Annotated in this window: 11 protein-coding genes; all 11 read right to left on the reverse strand. The window is 67.5% G+C overall.

Annotation, left to right across the window (positions count from 1 at the left end):
• Positions 1 to 4 precede the first annotated feature (4 nt).
• The 11 genes from ISN75_RS21585 to ISN75_RS21635 all read right to left on the reverse strand — a co-directional run bounded on the left by ISN75_RS21585 (position 5) and on the right by ISN75_RS21635 (position 21,295).
• A complete protein-coding gene (locus tag ISN75_RS21585; RefSeq protein WP_343818212.1) occupies positions 5 to 1,672 on the reverse strand; it encodes a DUF5597 domain-containing protein in 1,668 nt (555 codons plus the stop codon).
• Positions 1,669 to 3,879 carry a cellulase gene (locus ISN75_RS21590; protein WP_343818214.1) on the reverse strand — a complete coding sequence of 737 codons (2,211 nt, stop codon included), beginning with the start codon at positions 3,877 to 3,879 and terminating at the stop codon, positions 1,669 to 1,671. The genes ISN75_RS21585 and ISN75_RS21590 overlap by 4 nt, the downstream gene beginning before the upstream one ends.
• A gap of 38 nt (positions 3,880 to 3,917) precedes the next feature.
• A complete protein-coding gene (locus ISN75_RS21595) occupies positions 3,918 to 6,884 on the reverse strand; it encodes a TonB-dependent receptor (RefSeq protein WP_343818215.1) in 2,967 nt (988 codons plus the stop codon).
• An 881-nt stretch (positions 6,885 to 7,765) separates the two neighbouring features.
• Entirely contained in the window at positions 7,766 to 8,920 is a 1,155-nt protein-coding gene (locus ISN75_RS21600; RefSeq protein WP_343818217.1) for a CoA transferase, read from the reverse strand.
• A 108-nt stretch (positions 8,921 to 9,028) separates the two neighbouring features.
• The gene (locus ISN75_RS21605) at positions 9,029 to 10,852 is read right to left on the reverse strand and encodes a glycoside hydrolase family 127 protein (RefSeq protein ID WP_343818264.1); all 1,824 of its coding nucleotides are present in this window, start codon (positions 10,850 to 10,852) and stop codon (positions 9,029 to 9,031) included.
• A gap of 2 nt (positions 10,853 to 10,854) precedes the next feature.
• Positions 10,855 to 13,041: a formylglycine-generating enzyme family protein gene (locus ISN75_RS21610; RefSeq protein WP_343818219.1), complete on the reverse strand. Its 2,187-nt coding sequence runs from the start codon at positions 13,039 to 13,041 to the stop codon at positions 10,855 to 10,857.
• A gap of 27 nt (positions 13,042 to 13,068) precedes the next feature.
• A complete protein-coding gene (locus tag ISN75_RS21615; protein WP_343818221.1) occupies positions 13,069 to 13,998 on the reverse strand; it encodes a ribokinase in 930 nt (309 codons plus the stop codon).
• The gene (locus ISN75_RS21620) at positions 13,995 to 15,242 is read right to left on the reverse strand and encodes a serine hydrolase domain-containing protein (protein WP_343818223.1); all 1,248 of its coding nucleotides are present in this window, start codon (positions 15,240 to 15,242) and stop codon (positions 13,995 to 13,997) included. Before ISN75_RS21620 ends, ISN75_RS21615 begins: the two co-directional genes overlap by 4 nt.
• 35 nt (positions 15,243 to 15,277) lie before the next feature.
• The gene (locus tag ISN75_RS21625; protein WP_167253001.1) at positions 15,278 to 17,524 is read right to left on the reverse strand and encodes a TonB-dependent receptor; all 2,247 of its coding nucleotides are present in this window, start codon (positions 17,522 to 17,524) and stop codon (positions 15,278 to 15,280) included.
• Positions 17,525 to 17,811: 287 nt separating this feature from the next.
• Positions 17,812 to 18,693 (reverse strand): LysR substrate-binding domain-containing protein, encoded by an 882-nt coding sequence (locus tag ISN75_RS21630; protein WP_167253000.1) that lies wholly within the window; start codon positions 18,691 to 18,693, stop codon positions 17,812 to 17,814.
• A 241-nt stretch (positions 18,694 to 18,934) separates the two neighbouring features.
• The gene (locus ISN75_RS21635) at positions 18,935 to 21,295 is read right to left on the reverse strand and encodes a sodium:solute symporter (RefSeq protein ID WP_343818225.1); all 2,361 of its coding nucleotides are present in this window, start codon (positions 21,293 to 21,295) and stop codon (positions 18,935 to 18,937) included.
• Positions 21,296 to 21,348: the final 53 nt, after the last annotated feature.

The following is a 21,348-nucleotide window of genomic DNA, read 5'->3' on the forward strand; positions in this document are numbered from 1 at the left end:
TCCTTCAGTACGTGGCCAGCCGCACACGCAGTACACGCGGCTCGCCGATGACATTCAAACCCCAGTCGGTCTGGTCGCCGTTCCACAGCCGGCGGAAGATCCAGCGGCCGTGGTCGTAGTGGCCTTCCTCGACGCGGTCGAGCAGGAAATCCAGCTTGCGCCCGCGCGCCGGCTGGAAGTTCACGCGGACGTCGCGGGCGACGAGCAGGTATTCGTTCGGCGCCAGCTGCGCGATCAGCGCGCCGCCGGAGCGGTCGGGATTGCCCTTGGGCGGCTCGTTACCGAACTGCAACTGCCCATAGCCCAGATGCACCTGCCAGTCGCCCAGGTCCAGCGTCTGTTCGTGGGTGTCGTCCGGCTCGGAAGCACCCCATAGCTTGCCGGCATACGCCGCCGCGGCCAGTTCGCCCGACATCGGCGCCAGCACGGCGTAGTTGGCGGCGAAGGTCCCGATCGTTTCGTCGTCCAGCTTGCGCGCGCCCAGCGGATAGTTGGAGTAGCCGGTGAAATCCATGCCGAACGGCGACCAGCCGATGGCCCCGGCGCCGAGCGCCGCATAGACATAGCGCGCGTAGACCTTGTCGTTGCCGGTTTCGGCCACGAACAGCGGATTGTCCTTGCGCGCGTAGCGCTCCAGGTAAGCGGCGTAATGCGCGTAGTCCGGCCGGTAGATATCCGGCGCCAGCACGTCCAGCGCGGGTGCGGCGGCTTTCCACACGTGCAGCACGTTGTCGGTGGGCCCGCCGCTTTCATAGGCACCGGGCGGCCCGGGATTGAACGGATCGCGCAAAGCGGCATTGGCGTACATCGGCAGCGGATACACCGCCTTGCCCGCAGCGGCGACCTGGCCGATGAAATGCGCGACGTGCCAGGCGTGGAAGAACTCCGCCGCATCGTTGCCGAACACCTGGCTCCAGCTGCCGGCGGACTTGCCGGCCGCATGCAGCAGCGCCTCGGGCACCTGGCCGGCAAAAGCCTGGTCCGCCATCGGCGAGTGGTCGCGATCGGTGCCGTAGGTGCCGGACTCGTTTTCCACCTGGATCATGATCACGGTGTGCTGCTCGCCGTCGATCTGGCGCAGATGCGTCATCAGCTGGACGAACGCCTTGCGGTCCGCTTCCAGCGTGGCCCCGGCCAGCGGCGACAGCGAATTGAGGCGGCGGCCTTCGCGATTCAGCACGCGCGGAAAGCGGTGCTCATCCAGCTTCACCCACGAAGGCGCATAGCTCGGGCCGTTATTCTTCCAGGTGGCGAACCACAGCAGGATCAGGCGCACGCGATGCTCGCGGGCCTGGTTGACCAGGGTGTCGAGGAAGGCGAAATCGAACTGGCCTTCCTTCGGCTCGATCTGCTCCCAGGCAATCGGCACCTGCACCGTGTTGGCGTGCAGCTGGTCGATGGCGGGCCATACCTGGTCGAGCACGGCGGGCCAGTTGCTGGAGTTGTTGACCTGGGCGCCGAGGATGAGGAAGGGCTTGCCGTCGACGAGCAAGGCGTGGCGGCCGTGGTCGGTGGCGATGCGGGGGAGTTCTGTGGCGAGCAGCGGGGTGGTGAGCAGAGAAATGAGGAGCAGCAGGAGCTTCAGGGTGTGGCGGCCCTTGGCGCGGCGCTCCGGACGGCCCCTCACCCCAGCCCTCTCCCCGGAGGGGAGAGGGGGTAGTACGGCGATCATGGGTGTACCTCGCTGGCTGGGTCGGCGTAGAAGATGCCGCGTCCGCTGGTGGCGAAGTACAGGCGGCCGAACATGCGCGGATCGCCGACGAGCTGACTGATCCGCCCGTAGCGGTGCTCCGCATCGTCGATGCGCTGCCAGCTCTTGCCGTCGTCCAGCGAGCGGAAGATGCCTTGCGCGCCGTGCAGGCGGCCGGCAAGGAACAGCGTGGGCTTCGGCGAACCCGGCGCCGCCTTGCCGAAGCCGAAGGCATCGACGCCGGTCACGCCGTCGAAGCGCTTGAGCACGCGCCCCGTGTCGTCGCCGCGCAGCCATTCGCCTTCGCGGCTGCCGACGTACAGCACGCCCGCTTCATCCGGAGCGGCCTGCACCCGTGTCTGCGCACGGCCGCGCGATGCGTCGCCAAGCGCGCCGCCCATCGCGGCGAAGTGCGCACCGCCATCGTGGCTGGCGTACAGCGCACCGCTCATGCGGTCGTAGGCGTAGAAGCGTCGCGCATCGACACGGTCTGCCAGCACCCGCAAATCGCCGCCCAGGCCATCGATCACCGTCCAACGCTTGCCGAAATCCTGCGTCAGATACACATGCTGCGCATGGCGCGGTGCCCACACCACCACGCCGCCATCGGCCGCGATCGCGATGCTTCCCGCGCCCTCGCCTTCGGGCGGCTCGCTCGCGAACGCGCGCCATTGCCTGCCGCCATCCTCGGACCATGCGGCGCGGATCGCCGCGCCGAAGGGTTTGCGCAGAAAGCCGCTGCGCACGATCAACGCCGGCTTCGCCTGCGCGAAGTCGATGCTCTCGCCGTTCGCATAACGCGGCGGCGCGGCAAACTGCAGCTGCGCGGTGTCCAGCTCGTCGTGACGATAGCCGTCCAGGTCGCCGATGGCGCTGAGCAGATGCGCGCCTTCGGGCGGGCTGATCAGGCCCAGCGCCACCGTCTCTTCCAGTCCCTCGTCCTGGAACGACCAATGCACCGTGCCGCCCCGCTCCACGTTGCGCATGTCGCGCGAAGCCCAGATGCCATAGCCGGTGACGAACAGCACATGGTCCGGGTCGTAAGGGTCGATCTCGATGGAGGCCAGCCAATGCGGCGTGTGGTCGCGCGTCCAGGTGGCGTTGCCGTGGTCGAACTCGGAGCGCGGAAATACCGGCGCCCAATGCGCACCGCCGTCGGTACTGCGGAACAGCTCGTCCTTGGGCGCGTAGTGCGCGAACGTCGCGGTCATCAGCACCTTGGGATCGCGCGGATCGACCGCCACCGCGCCCCAGCCGCTCGGCTGGTCCTTCCACGGCGTGATCCTGGTCCAGCGCGCCGTTGCCGGCTCGAATTTCCACACCGCACCGTCGCTCATCGCATCGGGGCCGGGCTCGTCGCCATAGCTCAGGTAATACGTGCCATCGCCGCCGCGCATCATATGGTTCGGCCGCAGGCCGGTGGGCTGCCCCGCTACCGGCTGCCAGCTGCGGCCAGCATCGTCGGAGCGGAACAGGCTGGCCTGCTGCGTGGACACGCCGGCATACAGCGTGGGGGTGGGCCGCCCCGGCTTGCCGCTGGCCGGCTCGAACACCACGAAGACGATGCCGATAGCCTGGCGGCGCCATTTGTTCTCGGCGCTGGCGGAAGGCGAGGTGGCCACGGCGGGAAAGCTTTCCACCTTCGACCAATGCGCACCGTAGTCCTGGCTGCGCCACAGCCCGGAGTCGCGCGAACCGAGAAACAGCACGCGGCCATCGTGCGGGTCGACCGCCAGGCGTTCGCCATTGCCGCGTCCCAGCTCGTTGCCGCCCAGCTTGAACGGCAGATCGGCGCGTTCGAAGTGCTTGCCCCGATCGGCAGAACGCAGCACCGCAGCCTGGCCCGCCTGCGGCGTGGTGTAGGTGCCGGCGGCCAGGTACACGCGCCCGGCGTCCGACGGATCCACCGCCAGGCTGTCGATCCCCAGCAGGTTCTCGTCCTTCGCCTCGATCCAGTCGGTGAGCGATACCCAGCGCTTCGCCGCGTCGTCCCAGCGATACGCGCCGCCCACGTCGGTGCGCGCGTAGTACAGCCCTTTCTCGCGCGGATGGAACACCAGCCCGCTGACGAAGCCGCCGCCGCCGATGCGCACGCCGGCATAGCGGTACGGCACGGCCTTCTGCGCATTCGCCGCCAGGGCGAACGCCAGCGCGCACAGCGCCAGCGCCGCTTTCCAGCCGGGCCGCATGAGGCGGCCCCTGTCGCCTTTCCCCGCGTAGCCCGCCATCAGAACGTCGCGCGCACCACCAGCTCGTAGCGGCGGTCGTTGACGAACCAGCCGCGGTTGTACAGGCGGTGGTCGATCGTGCCGTCGGCGTAGCTGGTCGGGCCCATCAGGACCTTGGTGGTGGAGTTGGTGAGGTTGTTGGTCTGCAGGCCCACCTGCACGTTCTTGTTGAGGCGGTACATGATCGAGCCGTCGAGCTGGCCGTAGTCGTCCGACCAGGTCGGCAGCTTGGTGGCCACGTCGCTGGCGGTCAGCAGGTAGCGCGAGCGCCAGTTCCAGGCCAGGCGCATCGACCAGTTGCCCAATTCGTACATGCCGACCAGGTTGTAGCTGCGCTTGGACAAGCCTTCCAGCGGCAGCGCCACGCCGGTGACGGTGACGTTGGAGTACGGATCGGTGGCGCTGTTGGTGCCGCCCTTGCTGTCGACGTAGGTGAAGTTGGCCTGCACGCCGAAACCCTTCAGCCAGCCCGGCAGGAAGTCGAAGAACTGCTGGTAGCCGAGTTCGCCGCCGCGGATCTTGCCCCTGCTCATGTTGTACGGGCGGGTCACCTCGAACGGCTGGCCGCTGTAGGTCTCGGTGCGCGTCTGGTTGGAGATGTAGTCGTGCACGTCCTTGTAGAACAAGGTGGCGTACAGCTGGCCGGTGGGTGCGAAATACCATTCCAGCGCGGTGTCGTACTGGTTGGCGCGCATCGGCTTGAGGTCCGGATTGCCGGCCGAGCCGGTCCACTTGGTCACCGCGGTGTTGTCCGAGGTAAGCGTGGCGCCCATCTGCAGGTACGGCTGCAGCTGGGTGAAGTCCGGCCGGGTCATGGCCCGGGAGGCGGCCAGTCGCCATTGCAGGCTGTCGGTGAACTTGAAGCGCAGGTTGAAGCTGGGCAGCGCGTTCTTGTAGTGCCCGTTGGAGTTCAGCGGGAAATACTGGCCGTGGTACAGGGCCATCAGGCTGGGGTCGACGCCGCTGGTGGTGAGGTCCGGATACTGGCCGTAGCCGTTCGCCGCCACGTCGGTGCGCACCAGGCGGATGCCCACGTTGCCGTCCACCGGCACGCCGAGCGCATCGTCGCTGCCGAAGTACAGCACGCCATACGCGGACTTGGTCTTCTCGCTCTGGTCGTTGACGTCCTGCTTGCGATAGATGTCGCGCGGCGCCCAGCCCGTGGGCGAGCCGAACGAATGCAGCTGCTGATAGGCGTAGTGATAGTCGCGCACCAGCTTGTCGCTGGGGAAGTACAGCTGCGGCGGCATGCTGGCGTTGCCGCGGAAGAAGTTCGAATACGTGTACAGCGAGGACATGCCCGGCAGATACGTGGCCAGGTCGGCCAGCCCGCTCGGACTGTCGATGGCGGCCCAGTTGTCGGACACCACGCCCCAGTTGTAGCCGTTGTTCTTGTTCAACTCGCTGCGGCTGGTGGCGCGCACGCCGAATTTCACGTAGCGCAGCCATTTGCTGTCCTCGAAGTTGTATTCGAGGTCCAGCCGCAGGGCGCGCTCCAGCCCCTTGTTCCGCTCGTGGTGGTCCATCGCCGCGCTCCAGAAGTAATTCGCCGGATTGCTGGCGTAGGAGGCGGGGTCGGAGGTGATGGTCGGCTTGGATCCGGTGGGCACGTTCAGGGTGACGCCCGGCAGGTAGGTGGCGTCGAACACGGTGAAGTCCAGCGATTGGCTGGTCGACTTGACGAACTGCGCGTCGGCGTACAGCACCATCTGGTCGTTGATGTTGTACTTGAGGCTGTTGGACCAGTCGGTGGTGATGGTGCGCTGCGTCGCATAGCGGCGGTCGGCCATGAAGCGCACGCCATCGGTGGTCAGGTTTCCGCGCCACGAATCGGACGCCAGCGTGCCGCTCTGGAACACACCGTTGCTGTCGTAGTTGAAGGTGCCGCCGTCGGCCGGATGCACGTTGTTGCTGCTGTCGTTGAAGATGCCGCCGAACTCGTCCCACTGCATGCGGTAGTCCGAGCGCAGCACCTGGCTGGTCAGCTCCAGGTCCTTGGTCGGGCGCCACTGCAGCGCGCCGGCCAGGCCGATGCGGCGGCGCTGAAAATCCAGCGTGCGCCAGTCGGCGCCGCCGGGCACATAGACGTTGGCGAAGTTGGTGCCCTTGAGCACGGCGGCGTCGTTGCGCTTGACGTAGGGCTCCATCTGGATGCCGTCCGAGCGCGTGGCCAGCTCGGAGAAGGCCACGTCGAACAGCGCACCGAACTCGCCATGATTCTCGGTCTTCCACACATTGCTGTAGAGGAACGAGGCCGACGGCTTGCTCTTCTTGGCGAAATCGCCTTCGTTGACGCCGCCGGTGAAACCGATCACCCGCCCCGGCGAGTCGAACGGCAGCCGCGTGCGCAGGTTCACCGTGCCGCCGATGCCGCCTTCGATGATCTCGGCGGAGGGATTCTTGTACACGTCCACGCCGGCCATCAGCTCGGCCGGCACGTCCTCGAAGCTGAGGCCGCGGCCGGAGTTGGCGCTGAATACGTCGCGCCCGTTCAGTTCGCCGCGCACCTGGGTCAGGCCGCGGATCATCACGCCGCTGCCTTCGGCGGAGAAGTGGTCCGGGTCGTTGCGCGCCATGAAGTGGTCGATGGTGACGCCGCTGATGCGCTGCAGGGTCTCGGTGACGCTGCGGTCGGGCAAGGCGCCGATGTCCACCGCGGTGACGGAGTCGACGATCTGGTCGGCGTTCTGCTTGATCTGCTGGGCCGACTGCAGGCTGGCGCGCACGCCGGTGACGGTGACGCCGGCCAGTTCCTGCACGGACTTGTCGTCTTTCTTGCCGTCCTTCTTGGACTTGGCCGGTTCGCCGGGCTTGGCGGGGGCGCCGTTGTCCTGCGCGGGCGGGGTCTGTTGCGCCGAGGCGGCGCTGCCGTACAGCAGGGCTACGGCGATGGCGGCGGCCATGGCGAGGCGCGCAGGTGCCTTGGACGGGTGGCGCGAGGCCCCGCCATGCAATCTTTCGATCATGGTCGTTCGACTCCCCAACAGATTTTTTGTGTCCGTGGACGTTTGTCCGGCGGATGTACGCATGCCTCGGCCGATTTCCCCTATCGGTGGCTGGGTGGCAGCCGTGCCGGGGTGCGGTGGGTCGCATGCTGGGATGGGGGAGCGCTGCGCACAATTACGAAATTGAAATTTGGGGGTAATGTTTCTTCGTTTGCGGTTGCCACATGGATCGAGGCAAATGGCGTCGTTTCGGGGGAGGGGGTGGCGGCTTGGCCGCTTATGCAGCGGGCATTTCGGGCGCCTGCTCCTTGCTCGTCATCCCGGCGTAGGCCGGACGAGCGCGCAGCGCGAAGAACGCCCGCAGGGCGGCCCCGAAGGGGTGAGCGAAGCGAATCATCCAGTGGCGTTATCGCCTGGTTTTCGCGTTATCGCGAACGGGCCGCTTATGCAGCGGGCATTTCGGGCGCCTGCTCCTTGCTCGTCATCCCGGCGTAGGCCGGGATCCAGTGGCGTTATTGCCTGGTTTTCGCGTTATCGCGAACGGGCCGCTTATGCAGCGGGCATTCCGGACGCCTGCCGGCGCCCGGGTCACTTTCTCTTTGCTGGCCCAAAGAGAAAGTAACCAAAGAGAGAATGGCCTGAGAGCCACTGCTCGCGACGCGACTAGAAGGAGCAGTGGGCGGCTGCGGTAGTCTGATTAACCTGGGTCTACACGAAACGGCAGTGCGTTTACGTAACGCGTGCTTCAACGTGCCGTTGCCGAGAGGACGTTCAAGAACTGAGGCCAGCTTTCGCTCTTCGTTCCTGCCTACCTCACGACTTCACCCCTCTCCCCTCCGGGGAGAGGGCAGGGTGAGGGGCCGGGGCTCGCCACGATGTGGCTATAAAGCGAGCTTTCTTGCTTAAGACTTGCGCTTTATTTCATCCGTATGCTGCCCGAGCATCGGTGCGGCGAAGGGCGGGGGGCCGGGGGTGCGGCTGAATTTGATGGATTGGGCGACGCCGTGATAGCGGCCGACCACGGGGTGTTCGATGGTGCCGACGATGCCTTCGGCCAGTACCTGGGGGTGTTCGAACATGTCTTCGATGCGGCGGGCGGCGGCGCTGGGGACTTCGTCGCCGAACAGGGCTTCCCAGGCCGGGGCGGAGCGGGTGGCGAGCGCTTGATGCAATTGCGGGAGGATTTCGCTGGCGTGTTCGGCGCGCTTGCGCACGGTGTCGTAGCGGGGGTTGTCGGCCAGGGCGTGCAGGCCGGTTTTCTCGCATAGCGCGCGCCAGAAGCGCGGCGTGTTGGCGGAGATATAGATGTGGCCGTCGGCGGTGGGATGGATGCCGGTGACGCCGCCGGAGCGCATGTCGCGGCCGATATCCAGGGCCTCGCCCTCGGCCCAGATCAGGCGGGCGGACTGCATGGTCAGCGCGGCGCGCAGCAGCGAGACGCCGACGAACTGGCCCAGGCCGCTGCGTTCGCGTTCGTACAGCGCGGAAGAAACGCCCGCGGCGAGCAGCGCGGCGGCGTAGTAGTCGACCACCGAGCCGTAGATGATCTCCGGCGGGCCGCCGCGCTTGCCTTGCAGCGCGCACATGCCGGTCATGGTCTGCAGCACCTGGTCGTAGCCGGCCTTGTCGCGCATCGGGCCGGTCTCGCCATAACCGGTGACGGCGCAGTAGATCAGGCGCGGGTTGATGGCGCCGAGCTGGTCGAAATCGATGCCCAGCCGTCTGGGCACGCTGGGGCGGAAGTTGTGCACCAGCACGTCGGCATCGCGCACCAGGCGCAGCAGCACGGCGTGGTCGGCGGGGTCTTTCAGGTCCAGCACCATGCCGCGCTTGCTGCGGTTCACGCCGAGGAAGGCGCGGCTTTCGGTGGGCAGCGTCGACGGATACTGGCGCAGGTTGTCGCCGCCCGGCGGTTCGATCTTCAGCACGTCCGCGCCCTGGTCGGCGAGCAGGGTGCAGGCGTAAGGGCCGGCGATATACGCGCTCAGGTCGAGCACGCGGATGCCATGCAGGGGACCGCGCGCCGCGCCGGCCGGATCAGGTGGAGTGCTTTCCATACGCCGCGAGTCCGCGTGATTCCTGGTGTCGTGTCGCCGCTACTTTGCGCCGGGGCCGCGCGTGGAAACAGGCGCGCCCGATATGTTCTGTCAGCACGATCGCTTGCTTCACCGCAGGGGCTCCGGCGCGAGCTGCATCCAGGTGAGCCGCCAGGCGCCGTCGGCGCGGCCGCCCGCGCGGTAGTACGGCTCGAAGCGCAGCGGTGCGCGCTGCAGCGGGCGCAGTTCCAGCAGCGGCGCGGCATCGCCTTCCTCCGGCGGCAGCACGGTTAGCCAGTCGGTGGGGTCGCTGGTGGGCAGGCGCAGCGTTTCCTCGGTCTTGAAGCCGTCGATCAGGCCGGTGGCGTAGACCAGCGGGCCGCGCGTAAGGCCCAGGTATTCGAAACGCAGCACCTGCTGCTGCACCGGCTCGCCGTCGGGCGCGCGCGACTCCTGCACATTGCGGTTGACGGCGCGGTGGACGCGCGCGGCCATGGGGAAATCCAGCATCACTTCGTCGCCGTCCTGCCATTCGCGCTCGATGGCGGCGTAGCTTCCAGGCGCGGCGGCGATGGATTCGCCGCCGACGCGGACCCTGGCGCCTTCGGCCCAGGAAGGCATGCGCAGTTTCAGCCGGAAGCGGGCGGACGACGGCATGCGCAAACGGAGGATCACGCCGCCGTGAAAGGGGTAGGCGGTGCGTTGTTCCAAAATGACCTTGCCGGCACCGGGCCAGTCGAACGAAGCGCTGCCGGGGCCGTAGATGTTCACCGCCACGCCATGCGCATCGCCTGCATACGCCACGCCGGGCAGTTCCTCCAATGCCATCGCGCCGCTGGACTTGCAGCAGCGCCAGTAGGTGGTGTGCACGCGCCGGCCGTTGGGGAAGACGTAGTAGCACCAGTCCTCGCCATTGGGCGCCTGCGCGCCGAGCAGGTCGTTGTAGGCGGTGCGCTCGATTTCCTCGGCGTACTTCGGATCGCCTTCGATCGACAGCAGCTCGCGGTTGAGCTGGATCCACGCCAGGCTGGAACAGGTCTCGACATAGCCATACGGGCTGAACGCACCCGGCGCGTTGAACACCTCGCGCGAACGATGCGCCACGCCGCCCCAGGGGCCGCCGCCCAGCGTCAGGTGGTGGGTGCGGATGCTGGTCCACATGCGCTGCAGCGCATCGCGATACGCCGCCTCGCCGGTGGCCTTGTACAGCTTGGCCAGGCCGACCAGATTCCACGCCAGCTGGTACGCCTTGCCGGTGGCGATCTCCGCCGCATCGGCGCCGGCCTGGATGCGCGGCAGCAGCGCCAGGTCGCGATGGGCATTGGCTTGCGCCAGCACCCGCTTCGCCAGCTCCAGGTAGCGCGCCTCGCCGGTGGCGGCATGCAGCTCCATCGCCGGATCGAGCAGCACCGTCGCCGAAAGGCCGAAGTGATTGCCCAGTTCGGTGATGTCGATGCCGCCTTCGGTCAGCGTGTGCCAGCACAGGTCGCCGATGCGCCGCGCGGCATCGAGCCAGCGCGGCTCGGCGAAATGCCGGTGCGCTTCCAGCAGGCCGAGAACCAGATAGGCATGCGTCCAGATATCCCAGGTGCGCACGCTGGGCTCGCCGTTCCAGCTCGGCGGCTTGGGCGGCTGCGGGCGCATGAAGCGGCGCTCCGGCGCATAGGTGCCGAGGTAGCCGTCCGGCTCCTGCACCGACACCAGGAAATCGGCGACGCGGCGCAGGCGCGCGGTCAGCTCCGCATCGCCGCTGCGCGCCGCGGCCTTGGCGGTGGCGTACAACCATTTGCCGGCGTGTTCGCCATACCAGTCGCCTTCGGTGTTCTGCGCGCGCCGCTCGGGCGCGAACAGGGCGATGGCGGGGCTGTGTTCGTCAATGATGAAATGCGACAGGCGGCCACGCGCATTCGCGGCCAGCGCTTCGCCGAGCAGACCCTCCAGATGCACGGCCATGCTCACGAGGCATCCACCGCGCAGCGGAAGCCGATGCAGCCCGATCGATCCTTGCTTGGCGCCATCAGCAGGTACTTGCCGTGCTGATCCAGCCGGTACGCCTGCGGGAAATACCAGTGCGAGGTGCGCGGCTGGTAGCTGCTGCCGCCGCGCAGCACGGCGGCGCGGGTATGTTCGTCCAGATACTCGTCGGTCCATTGCCACACATTGCCGACCAGGTCGAGCAGGCCGAACGGACTGGCGGCTTGCGGATGCGCGTCCACGTCGTCCGGCGCGCGCAGCGTGCGGCCGCGGTTGACGGCCGGCACCTTGCTCTCATCCCACGCGTTGCCCCAGGGATAGAGGCGGCCGTCCGTACCCTGCGCGGCGTACTGCCACTCCCACTCGTGCGGCAGGCGCTTGCCGGCCCATGCGGCGTAGGCGCGCGCATCCTCGATCGACACCCAGGTCACCGGCTTGTTGTCCCAGCTGGCCGGCGGCGCGCCGTCGATCCAGTGCCGCAGGAAGTGGTGCGGATCGGCCGGCGTCCAGCCGCTGGCCTGCAGGAACGCATGGAACTGCGCGTTGGTCACCGGCGTGCGGTCGATAAAATACGGCTTCAGCTGCATGCGCCGGCGATGGCCGCGGCGCGGCGTGTTTTCCCAGGGATACTGCACGTCGTTGCCGGCCCAGGTCTGGCCTTCGATCTCGATGCCGCCGACGGCGAAGTCGAAGTCGCCGCCGGGGATGGCGATCATGCCCTCAGGCGCCGCTGCGGCCGGCGCCGTGGCCGCGATCGGGCGCAACTGCTGCGGCAACGGCTGCCACTGGGCGGAATACGCGCTCAAGGGTGTTGCAGCGAGTCCGCGCATGCGTGCGAGGAAAGCATCGAGCCCGTCGGTCGGCGCACCCGGCGCCAACGCCAGCACGGCGCCGAACCCTCGTGCCTCCAGCGCGAACGACAGCACGGCGCGCCCATGCTCGATGCGCGGCTGCAGCGCCACGCCATGCCAGGCGTCGAAGTAGCGTGTGCCTTCGCGGTGCGGCACGGCCAGCTGCTCGCCGTCGACGTCGTACTCGTGCCGGTTGACCAGGTTCCACACGGTGTAATCGGCCAGCGGAAAGCGCGAAGCGAACACTCCATGCTGCAAGCTGCGCTCATACGGCCGCCACTCCATGCTCACCATCGCCGGCGCGAACTGCCGCTCGATCGCCGCGATGCGCCGCAGCGACTCCGCATCGCGCGGCGTCAGCTGGTTCCAGATGCCCCACACGTTCTCCCAGGCGTTGTAGCCGACGCCGTTGAAGAAGATGTACTGCAGGTCGTGGTTGCGCTCGCGGCCCCAGCGGTTCTCGTAGTTGATCATGTGGCGCGGTTCCAGCCACTTGAATTTCGCCACCGGCGGCACCGCCTCGTTCGGCGCCTTCTTGCCCCAGCTCTGCACGTTCCAGATCAGCTGCTCCTCGGCGCTGATGGTGGATTCCGGCTGCAGCACCACCGGCCGGCCGGCGGCATCGCAGGCATCGAAGAAGGCGCGCGGCACGCCGTTGTAGGTATCGCCGTTGAGGCCGTCGGCGCCCACCGCTTTCACCAGCTCGGCCGCCGCCTCCCAATCGCGCTGGCCTTGTTCGCGCGTGCCGTTGTCCCACGGCATGGTGGGCAGGAACACGCGCACGCCGCGGCGGTGGAAATCCTCGACCGCGCCGCGCAGGCCATCGAGGCCGCCGGGCAGGTCGCGCGCCAGGTCGAACTGGTTGCGGTCGTCGACGCCGATATTCGGGTAGACGTACCACAGCAGCACGCTGTCGATGCCGCCGTAGCGCTGTTCCAGATCGTCGAGGTAGCGGTCCACCGTGTAGCGGCGGGCCTCCGGATCGTAGAAGTAGCGGTCCTCCACCATCATCTGCGTGTGGACGAAGTTGTGCTGCGCCCATTGCAGCTCGGGGCGGCGGTAGTTGGCATCGTCGTAGCCGATGCGGGTGAGATGTTCGCGGCGCCAGTCCTTCAGCTCGGCGATCCAGTCGTCGGCGGTGCCGTCGACATCCATCTTCCAGTGGCCGATCTCGGCGAACGGCCAGCCCGGCGCCTTGCCCGGCGTGGGCAGGTAGCGGCCGGTGGTGACGTGGGAGAACTTGTATTCGGTCTTCACCGGCGGCGGGTTGGCGTCGTCGGCGTTCACGTCGCGCGGCTGTTCGGAGGAAGGCGTCATGGGAAGCGTGATCGGTAAGGAAGGAAATCAGGCGATGCCGACGTAGGCGGCGAGCGCCTCGGTCGCATCGCCGGGACGCGCCGCCAGCAGCCGCCGCACCTCGTCCTGCCGCGGCACGCCGGTCTGCGCGCCCAGGCGGGTGCAGGCTAGCGCAGATGCGGCGCAGGCGCGGCGCAACGCGGCCGGATACGGCAGGCCCAGGCTCAGGCTGGCGACCAGGGTGCCGCAGAAAGTGTCGCCGGCGCCGGTAGTGTCCACGGCATTCACGGCGAAGCCCGGCTGCAGCAGGTACTCGCCGCCCACCCGCGCGCAGCAGCCGCGCGCGCCGAGGGTGACCACCACGGCGGGGGCGTCCAGTGCGTCGAGGCCGGCGCCGATGCCTTGCCTGCCGCTGATCGCCGCCAGCTCGCCTTCGTTGACGATCAGCAGCTGGCAGTCGCCCAGCAGGCTGCGCGGCAAGGCCTGCGCCGGTGCGGCGTTGAGCGCCACCTGCACACCGGCGCGGCGTGCTGCCCGCGCCCAAGCTTCCACCGTCGGCAAGGGCGTTTCCAGTTGCAGCAGCAGATGGCCGACATCGGCCAGCGGCGGCAGATGCTCGGGCAACAGCCGCGCATTGGCGCCGGGCGCCACGGTGATCGCGTTTTCGCCGTCACCCGCCAGGCAGACGAAGGCGACGCCGGTGGCCGTGCCGCGCATGCGTACGATGTCGAGCCCGACGCCGGCCCCGCGCAGCGAGGCTTCGATCGGCGCCGCATGCACGTCGTCGCCCAGGGCCAGCAGCATCCGCGTGGGCGCGCCGCCGGCCCGCACGCAGGCCACCGCCTGGTTGGCGCCCTTGCCGCCGGGAAAGGTGGCGAAGCCGTTGCCGAGCACGGTTTCGCCCGGCGCCGGCACGTGCGGCGCGCGCACCACGAAATCGAGATTGGCCGAGCCGGCCACCAGCACGCCGCGCTTCATGGCTGCAGCGCCTGGTAGACCAGGGCGTAGAAACCGCGGCTCAGGCGCGGCAGGTCCTTGGCCGCGTCTTCGCGCGGCAGGTGCTGCAGCAGCAGGATGGCGAGCAGGTCTTCGTGCGGATCGATCGTGTAATACGTCGACGCCGCGCCGGACCAGCCGAACTGGCCCGGCGAACCGGGCTGGCCACGCCGTGCGGGATCGAGCACCACATAGCCGCCCAGGCCGAAACCCTCGCCCGCATTGAACTGATTCACCGGCGGGTCGAGCATGGCGAGGTGGTTGCGCAGCATCAGCTCCACCGTCTTGCGGCCGAGCACGGTGTGGCCGTCCAGGGTGCCTTGGCCGAGCAGCATCTGCGCGAAGCGGGCGTAGTCGGCAGCGGTGGAATACAGGCCGCCGGCGCCGCTGGCGTAGGCATTCAGTGGCGCGCCGGGATGCGCGGCACTGGGACCTTCCGCGATGCGCAGCTTGCCGTTCGCGCCCATGGTGGTGATGTCGACCACCCGGGCGCGCTTGGCCTCCGGCACCGCGAAGCCGGTATCGCGCATGTCCAGCGGCTGGAAGATGCGCTCCCGCAGGAAGCGCTCGAAGGATTCCCCGGACACCACCTCCACCACCCGCGCCGCCAGCTCCAGCGACGCGCCGTCGTAGCCGAAGCGCGATCCGGGATCGGCGGCCAAAGGCACGCGGCTCATGCGCTCGGCGAAGCCGCGCAGATCCGCGGCGGCATGCGGATCGATGCTCTCCATCCGCTTGACCGCGGCTTCGTCGCCCTTCAAACCGGCCGGATAGCCTGCGGTGTGCGTCAGCAATGCATGCAAGGTGACCGGCCTGGCAGCGGGACGCTCGCTGCCGTCGCCCATCAGTACCCGCGGATGCTCGAAGCCCGGCAGGTAGCGCGACAGCGGATCGTCCAGCGACAGCTTGCCTTCTTCCATCAGCATCAGGACGGCCACCGTGGTTACCGTCTTGGTCATCGAATAGATCCGGAAGATATCGTCGCGGCGCAGCGGCTCGCGCCGGGCCAGATCGCGATAGCCGTACGCCTGCCAATCGACGATGCGGCCGTGCCGCGCGATCAATGCCACCGCGCCCACGTAACCCTCGGCGCCGGTCGCATCGCGCAGATAGGCATGCAGGCGCTCCAGCCTTTCCGCCGACAAGCCCTCGTCCTTCGCCGCGGCAAAAGGCAACGGCCCCTGCGCCGCCATCGCCGGCACCGCGCACAAGGCAACGGCCGCCACCAGGACGGCCCGTCGCCCATGCGCCAACCACCTCGTCACAGCGTGATGGTGTACGTCAGCGAGGTCATGCGCCCGCGGCCCGCCCAGTAATTCTGGTAGCCCGCCAGCTGCGACCAGCTGAGGATGTATTGCCGGTTGAACAGGTTCTCCACGCCCAGCGACAGCTTGCCGTGCTTGCCGAGGTCGTAGTTCACGCCCAGGTCGAACAGGGTGTAGCCCTTGGTCTGTTCCGAGTAGCTGAACTGCGCGCCGTCATAGGCTCGCGTGTCCTGGCCGGATACGTGGCGGCTGAACAAGGTGGTGAAGCCCAGCGTGGCATCGGCGTTGGGCAGGAACTTCCACGTGGCCGCCGCCGCAAACTTGTCGGGATTGATATCCAGCACGCCCAGCGGCTTGTTCAAGCCGCCCGAGCCATAGCGCCCGGCCGGATCGGCCGACCAGAACGCGGTCTTGCCGCGGATATGCGAGTACAGGCCGGTGATCTTGAAGTCCCGGTCGAAACGCCATTCGCCGGTAACTTCGGTGCCTTCGATCCGCACCGGCGCGCGGCTGAGGATGAAGTCGGTGGTATGCGGATCCACCGCCAGCGAGGAACCGAACGGCGACTTCGACACATAGTGCGTGGCGCCGAACGCGCCATGCTCGCCATGCCAGTTGAAGCCGCCCTCGTAGTTCTTGAACACGATCGCATTGAGATCGCGGATCTTGTCCACCGACTGCCCCGGCGTATTGATATTGCGCAGCGGGATGCCGATGTTCGGCAGGGTGAAGCCTTCGCTGTAGGACAGGAAGGTGGACCACTGGTCGTTCACGCGCCAGATCGCGCCGAAGTTCTTCAGCCCTTCCTTGTACTTCAGGCCGCCGCCCTGCACGAACACGCGGTTGCGGTAGTACGTAGTGGTGTAGCTGTTGACGGTGAGCTTGTCGTCCTCGCGGCGGTAGCCGGCGCTCAGCGTCACCGGGCCGACGTCCCAGGACAGCTGCGCGTACGGCGCCACGCTCTTGTAGTCCATCGGCGGCACCCACAGGCGGCTGGTCAGGGCCAGGCGCTGCTGCGCCTGGTCCTTGCCGAAGTCGATGCCGGTGTGCAGCTCCAGGCCCGTGACGTTGAAGATGTCCGGGCGCGTCCACGAGGTGCGCAGTCCCTTCTTGTGCACCACGATTTCCGACTGGTCGTACAGCGTGCCGAGCGGGGCGATCAGCGGATCCTGCTTGTCCTCGGTGTTTTCCGGCAGGTAGCGCATGGACTGGTCGGCCTTGTAGGCGTTGATGTCCAGGTAGCCGCCGAAGAACTTGTCGTTGGTGTATTGCAGCTGGTACTGCTTGAAGTCGTTGAAGGCGTCCTTGGAACCGAAGATATGGCCCTTCTCCGAGGTATTGGTGCGCGGCACCGCGCACGGCGGCGTGTCGGTGGGGCCGCGGCAGCCCAGTACCTGCACGTACTCGCCCTTGCCCTCGATGCGGAAGCGGCTGACGCTGGCCTGCAGGCGCTGCTCGTTGTCCGCGCCGAAGTTGAAGCCGACCTTGGCGTATAGATTTTTGGTTTCCGAATCCGCCAGCGAACCGCTGGTGTTCAGGCCGATGCGGCGGCCGTTGCCGTCGTAGCTGATGCCGCGGTCGATATACGAAGCGGCCAGCAGCGCATCGAACTCCTGCTGCTTGTGCGAATAGGTGGCGCCGACCTTCCAGCCTTCGCTGTCGCTGTGGGCCTGGGTCTGGTAGCGCGTGGTGAGGGTGACTTCGTCGCCGTCCTTGGTCGGCGTCTTGGAGATGTAGTTGATGATGCCGCCGGCCGCGCCGATGCCTTCGGAAGCGGACGGACCGTTGATCACCTCCACGCGCCCGACGATGCCCATGTCGGTAAACGTGCCGTTGCGCGTGCCTTCGCGCAGCGGCGAGCCCTGCGGCACGCCGTCGAACAGGCGCAGCGGGATGCGGCCGCGCAAGGTCTCGCCGGTATTGCTCATGGCCTGCGAGGATTCGGCATAGCCCGGCACCGAGCGCGCCAGCACCGCCGTCGCGTCCTCGGTCACCAGCAAGGTGTGCTGGATTTCTTCCTTCGACACCACGGTGATCGCGCCCGGGATCTCGTCGATCGCCTTGGGGCTGCGCGTGCCGGTGACGATCACCTGCTGCAGGTTGACCGCGTCCTTGTCCTTGCCGTCCTTCTTCGTACTGCTGTCGGCCGGCGCGGCGCCAGCGGCGGGTGCATCCTGCGCCGGCGCGCCGACGGCATAGGCCAGCAGGATGCCGCTGATGGCGGCGGTGAGTGGCTTGATCATGTCTTGTCTCGTCTTGGTACCGCCTTGCGGCGGGTCGGCGCGCGCGGCGCGCCGGGGACGGTGCTTCGTCTTCGAACTGGCGACGCCCTCCCCCAGGCGTCCCGACGGCCCATGTCTTCTTATGCGAGCCGCTTGCGGCGGCCGTACTGCAACCACGTTGGATTGCGAGCGAGCCTATGCGCTTCGCTGCCGGCGTAGAACCGTCGCGGACTATGTTCAGAGGCTAGTTTTTGTTGCTTACGAAGCAAGCGGATGTATGCGGCGTTGCAGCACGCAACGTGCTTGCCTCAGCGCGCTCTGGCCTGCATCGCCTTGCGGCTTTCCTGCAGCAGCACGGTGACCAGGCGCACGCGCACGCTGGAGCGCGACCACACGATGCCGATGCGCCGCGGCACCGCCGGATTGGGCAGCGCAATGCGCGCCAGCTGCAGGCCTTCCGGCCACGGCTGCGCCCAGTCCGGCACCAGGGACACGCCCAGGCCGCGGTCGACCATCACGGCGATCGCATTGAGCGCGTTCAGTTCGAAGCGTTCGCGCGGCACGATGCCGTTCGCGCGCAGATAGTCATCGGCCTGGCGTCCGCCCCATTGATTGCGGTCGTAGCGGATCAGCGGCTGGGTGGCGAGCAGTTCGTGCGGATCGCGGCCGGCCATGCTTTTCGGCGCCAGCACGATCAGCGGTTCTTCGCGCAGCAGCAGCCATTCGCAGGTCTTGGGCAGCGGAAATGGCGCCTGCAGCACCACCGCCGCGTCGAGGTCGCCCGCTTCCACGGCGCGATACAGATCGACCGAGTAGCCGGGCTTGATGAAGACATTGATCTGCGGGAACGCATCGACCATGCGCGCCAATACGTCCGGCAGCATGCCGGCCAGCGCGGTGGGACAGGCGCCCAGGCGCAGCTCGCCGGACACGGCGCTGTCGTTGGCCACGCTGCGCAGGTCCGAGACGCTGCGCAGCAGTTCGCGCGCGCGTTCGAGGATGCGCGAGCCTTGCTCGGTGACACTGACGGTGCGGCCCACGCGCGCGATCAGCGTGGCGCCGAGTTCGCGCTCCAGCGTGCGGATCTGCTGCGCCACCGCCGCCGGTGTCACGTTGAGCACGCGCGCCGCCGCCGCCATCGAGCCCTGGTCGACGACGGTGACGAAAGTATTCAGGAATTGCGTTTCCACGTGCCGCCCTCATCGGTCTTGCCCCCGGGGGGACGATGGGAGAGCGGGGAAAAAGCGTCAAGAGCCATAAGGAGCTCCCTAGTGAAACTCTTCTCCCCTCCGGGGAGAAGATGCCGGCAGGCAGATGAGGGGCGGGTGCTCGCGAAAGAGGTTCGACGAAGCGGAGGCTGCTCTGCTTCGCCGCTCCGTAGGTCCCCCTCACCCCAACCCTCTCCCCGCAGGGGAGAGGGGGCAGGTGCCGTTAGCGTTTGGGTCTTGAGTAGATCGTCAGGCCTTCCAGCGAACGCGTCGGCGCCGGGAACAGCAGGCTCGCCAGATAGCCGATCACGATGCACAGCAGGATGGAGATGGCCAGATAGAAATACGGATGCACCAGGTGGAACGACCAGGCGATCAAGGTGAGCACGATGCTCGAGGCGATACCGATCGCCACGCCGGGCGAATTCGCCCGGCGGGTGAACATCCCCAGCGTATAGGCGCCCGCGAAGCCGCCACCCAGCAAGCCCGCCAGTTCGATCGACACGTCGAACAGCGAGTGGATGTCGAAGCGCGACAACAGCAATGCCGTGGCGATGCCGACCAGCCCCACCACCACCGTCATGATCTCCGCCATCAGCACGCTCTTCTTCGGCGACGGGTTCTTCACCAGCTTCTCGTAGAAGTCGACCGAGATCAGCGTCGCCACGCTGTTCATGATGCCCGACAGCGTCGCCATAGCCGCCGCGAAGATGCCGGCGATGATCAGGCCGGTCACGCCCATCGGCAGTTCCGCGGCGATGAACAGCGGGAACGTGGCGTCGATGGGCAGCAAGGGATTCAGGCGGTCCGGATTGTCCTTGTAGAACACGAACAGCGCCGTGCCGATCAGATAGAACACGAAGCCGCCGGGGATCATGATCGCGGCGAACATCCAGATCGAACGGCCCGCTTCCTTGTCCGATTCCGTCGACAAGGTGCGCTGCATCAGCACCTGGTCCTTGGGGAAGGTCAGCACCACGTCGAACAGCACCAGGAAAAGAAAACCCCAGACGGTCGCCTTGGTCAGGTCGAAGCTGAAGTCCAGCAGGTGCATCTTGTGGTTGGCGGTAGCGGTGTGCATGAACTGCCCCACTCCGCCATGCAGATGCCACACGATAAAACCGATCACGAACAGCGCGCCGCCCATCTTCACCAGCACCTGCACGAAGTCGGTCCAGATCACCGCCTTCATGCCGCCCATCGCGGTGTAGACGATGGTGAACACGCCCATCAGCACTACGCTCAAGCTGACGCTGATGCCGGTGATGGTAGCGATGGCCAGCGCCGGCAGGAACAGGATCACGCTCATGCGGCTGCCGATCTGGGTCAGGATGCACAGCGCGCTGGCCAGCATGCGGATGGCCGGATGGAAGCGCGTTTCCAGATACGAGAACACCGACATCAGGTCGAGGCGGCGCAGCAACGGCACGATCCACACCGCCACGAAAGCCAGGCCCAGCACGGCGATCAGGTTGTTGGTGAGGTAAGTCCAGTTGCTTTCGAAAGACTTGGCGGGGATGGCGATAAAGCTGATCGAGCTGGTATTGGCCGCATAGAGGCTCACGCCCGCCGCCCAGAACGGAATGCTGCGGCCGCCGACAAAGAAGTTCGCGGTGTTGTTGCGCTTCTCGCGCAGGTAGAAGTACAGGCCGATGCCGAACATCGCGGCGAGATAGACCAGGATCACCACCCAGTCCAGCCACTTCAGCAGCAGCTTGCCGGATTGCAGCTGCGCGGTGTGGATGGCGTAGCCGGCGCCGTCGCGCTGCGCCCACGTGAAGCCATCCTGCGCTGCGGCCATCAATGCATCGTTCGCCGGTTGCGCGCCGGGCAGCGTGGCCCAGGAGCCGGTGATGCTGTGGTACGTCATCGGGCGCGCGCCTTCCGGCGCGCCGACCAGATAGAGCAGATGGGCCTGGCCCAGCGCGCGCGGGGCGGCGGGCAGCAGCGTGCCGGGGATGGTGGTGGCTTCGGTCCAGCCTTTCGTGGCCGACCAGCGCAGCAGTTGCTGTTTGCCGTCGTGCGCGACGGCGACGAACAGATTGGGGCCTTGCGCGACCAGCGATAGCGGCGGCGAGTGGCCGGGCCAGGCGGGAATATCGGTCCACCCTGCGCGGGGATCGGCCGGATTCGCTCGCCATGCGTGCGCCTTGCCAGCGACCGTGCCGGCCACGAACAGCGCATCGGCGGACACGGCGCCGCGCGGATCGGCCAATGCCGCCGGCAGCGCAGGGAGTCCGGTCGCATCGAGGCGATCGTTGCGCAGATGCAATTCCGCCAGCGCCGTGCGCCCCTGCGCCGGCCACACCAGGTAAGCGCGAGCGCCATCCTGGATCAGCGACACATCGTTCGGCGTCGCCGCGGGCCAGGCCACCGTCAGCCAGCGCCTGCCCGCATCGTCGAGCCGCCACGCCTGCCCCTGCCCCACCGCCACGGTCTGCCCATCGATCACCGCCATGCCGACCAGCGCCTGCGCGGTCGCCAACGGCGGCAAGTCCGCGGTACGCAAAGGCGTCAGGCTTTCGGCATGCAGCGGCAGCGCGAGCAACAGCCAGGCCAGGCAGAACAGGCACGAACGGAACACGTGGAGCCGGGCCTCTCGATACGGTCGTCGCGGAACGGGTTCCTGCGCCGGGC

Origin of the sequence: Dyella marensis (assembly GCF_049532885.1) — a bacterium.
Classification (GTDB): Bacteria; Pseudomonadota; Gammaproteobacteria; order Xanthomonadales; family Rhodanobacteraceae; genus Dyella_D; species Dyella_D marensis.

What these genes read in the sequence shown, in the direction of transcription:
- ISN75_RS21600 (WP_343818217.1), bottom strand. Translation starts at nt 8,920, where the DNA reads ATGGAAAGCACTCCACCTGATCCGGCCGGCGCGGCGCGCGGTCCCCTG.
- ISN75_RS21595 (WP_343818215.1), bottom strand. Translation starts at nt 6,884, where the DNA reads ATGATCGAAAGATTGCATGGCGGGGCCTCGCGCCACCCGTCCAAGGCA.
- ISN75_RS21590 (WP_343818214.1), bottom strand. Translation starts at nt 3,879, where the DNA reads ATGCGGCCCGGCTGGAAAGCGGCGCTGGCGCTGTGCGCGCTGGCGTTC.
- ISN75_RS21585 (WP_343818212.1), bottom strand. Translation starts at nt 1,672, where the DNA reads ATGATCGCCGTACTACCCCCTCTCCCCTCCGGGGAGAGGGCTGGGGTG.
- ISN75_RS21610 (WP_343818219.1), bottom strand. Translation starts at nt 13,041, where the DNA reads ATGACGCCTTCCTCCGAACAGCCGCGCGACGTGAACGCCGACGACGCC.
- ISN75_RS21605 (WP_343818264.1), bottom strand. Translation starts at nt 10,852, where the DNA reads ATGGCCGTGCATCTGGAGGGTCTGCTCGGCGAAGCGCTGGCCGCGAAT.
- ISN75_RS21615 (WP_343818221.1), bottom strand. Translation starts at nt 13,998, where the DNA reads ATGAAGCGCGGCGTGCTGGTGGCCGGCTCGGCCAATCTCGATTTCGTG.
- ISN75_RS21625 (WP_167253001.1), bottom strand. Translation starts at nt 17,524, where the DNA reads ATGATCAAGCCACTCACCGCCGCCATCAGCGGCATCCTGCTGGCCTAT.